The 1,818-nt window shown below is 31.2% G+C and carries 1 protein-coding gene; it reads right to left on the reverse strand.

Annotated elements, in window-relative coordinates; all coding sequences use genetic code 11:
- On the reverse strand, nt 1-1,647 hold a 1,647-nt coding region (locus ELQ04_RS08475; protein ID WP_134224516.1), incomplete at its 3' end, for a filamentous hemagglutinin N-terminal domain-containing protein.
- Between the last annotated feature and the right edge of the window lie 171 nt (nt 1,648-1,818).

The following is a 1,818-nucleotide window of genomic DNA, read 5'->3' on the forward strand; positions in this document are numbered from 1 at the left end:
ATTATCCGATACTATACAAGCATTACCACTTTCTTGAGTACTGGCTTCATCTACTGTAGGTTCTTTATCATCTTCATTGATATTTGGATCTTCATCTGTAGTTTGCATAAGCAAAGCTGTAGCAATGTCAGGTTCTTGTTGTCCTATGGTATCATTTGGATTGTTATTAGAACCGTTGTTATTACCATTGTTAATATCACCTGAATCGGTTCCATCGTTTCCGTTGTTGGAGCCACTATTGTTATCATTAGGCTTGTTAGCAGTTTTGTAATCTGCAAGATATTCTCCATTAACTGTGAGTTTATAACCATCTATGTTTGCACTTGCTAAAGTTTTATTAGAATTTTCTAAACTAGAATTATTACTAGCTGTAGTGCTTTCAAGGTTAGCTTCAGCAGTTTTTAAATCATTATACGCTTTATCTAAAACAGTTTTTAAAGCAGTTATAGTTTCGCTAGCATTATTACCCGTTACTCCACTTAAAGCAGCATTGTATTTTTTCACTGCTTCATTGTAAGCATCTACAGCAGCATCGTAAGCTTTTTGAATATTTTCTTGCTCTTCGTTCATTTTAGGAATTTGAGAAAGAATTTCCTTTGTTTTAATAATGACTTGATTAGCTTTTTCTAGATCACCATAAGAATTTCCCAATACTTCCTTTAAAGCGTTTGCAAATGTTGCATTATTGCTATCTTGAGTTTGTCCATATAAAGCAGTAATAAAATCCATACTTTGATTAATGCTTGTTAATTCATCAACTGTTAATTCTTGTCCATCTTTATAAAATTTACTTAAGTCACTAATATCAACACTAGAATTAAATTTCAAGTCATTAAATATAGAATTTAAAACTTCATTCGAGATATCATCTTTAGTGATAAGATCACTAGTTTCTTTATAGCCTTTATCAATACCAACAAGACTATCTGCAGGCCCAGTGATACCTTTGGAAGGTCTTATATTTGGTGTTCCAATACTATTAGAAACTTTAAAAATATCCTTTGCGTCTCCAGCTAATACAAGGATATTAAAGGTGTAAACATCAAGATATATATCTCTTGCATCTCCTTCTTTTGTAAAAATAAATTTATCATAATCAGTGCTACCGTATTTAATATTTGAAACTTGATTACCCGCCATAACCACTCTATCATATACACTAATAGTTCCTAAATTTATAATATTACCTTTGGTATTTGGTTTAATTACAGGAGAAACCGTTCCACTTGTTGCAAACTCCTTCATCTCTTTATCCCCTATCGATGAAGCAGATAAAAACACTTTATTTGCATTAATACTTCCACCTTTACCCACTACTATACCATTAGGATTGATTAAAAAGATATTATTGCTTCCACCTTCTAGCTTTCCATCTATATGAGAGCTTTTAGAACCATAAGCGATATTGAGATAGTTTTTACCATTACCTTTAAAATTTACAGTTTCACCACTTGCTATATTAAAACCACCACCCCATTGGATAACAGAGTTTGTTTTACTTCCTGAGATATTCATAGTGCCACCACTAACACTTATACTTCCACTTGTTCCATGAGTGAACTTACCCCCACTTGGTAAAGCATAGCTTTGTGTAAAAAGTAAAGAACTTACAACTAAAGACAAAGAAAGTTTATTTAACTTTTTCATGACTTGCTCCTTTTTGTAAGATTAAGATTTAAGAATCTTTTGTTTATATTTATAAAAATACAAGCAAAAGATTCCTATCTTTAAGATAGGAATGATTTATTTTATCTTTGCGTAAATGCTTTTACCATCTTGAGATATTCTTACTTCATAAGAAAGCTTTTGTAAATTCAT

It is taken from the genome of Campylobacter sp. CH278 (genome assembly GCF_004378845.1).
GTDB lineage: Bacteria > Campylobacterota > Campylobacteria > Campylobacterales > Campylobacteraceae > Campylobacter_D > Campylobacter_D jejuni.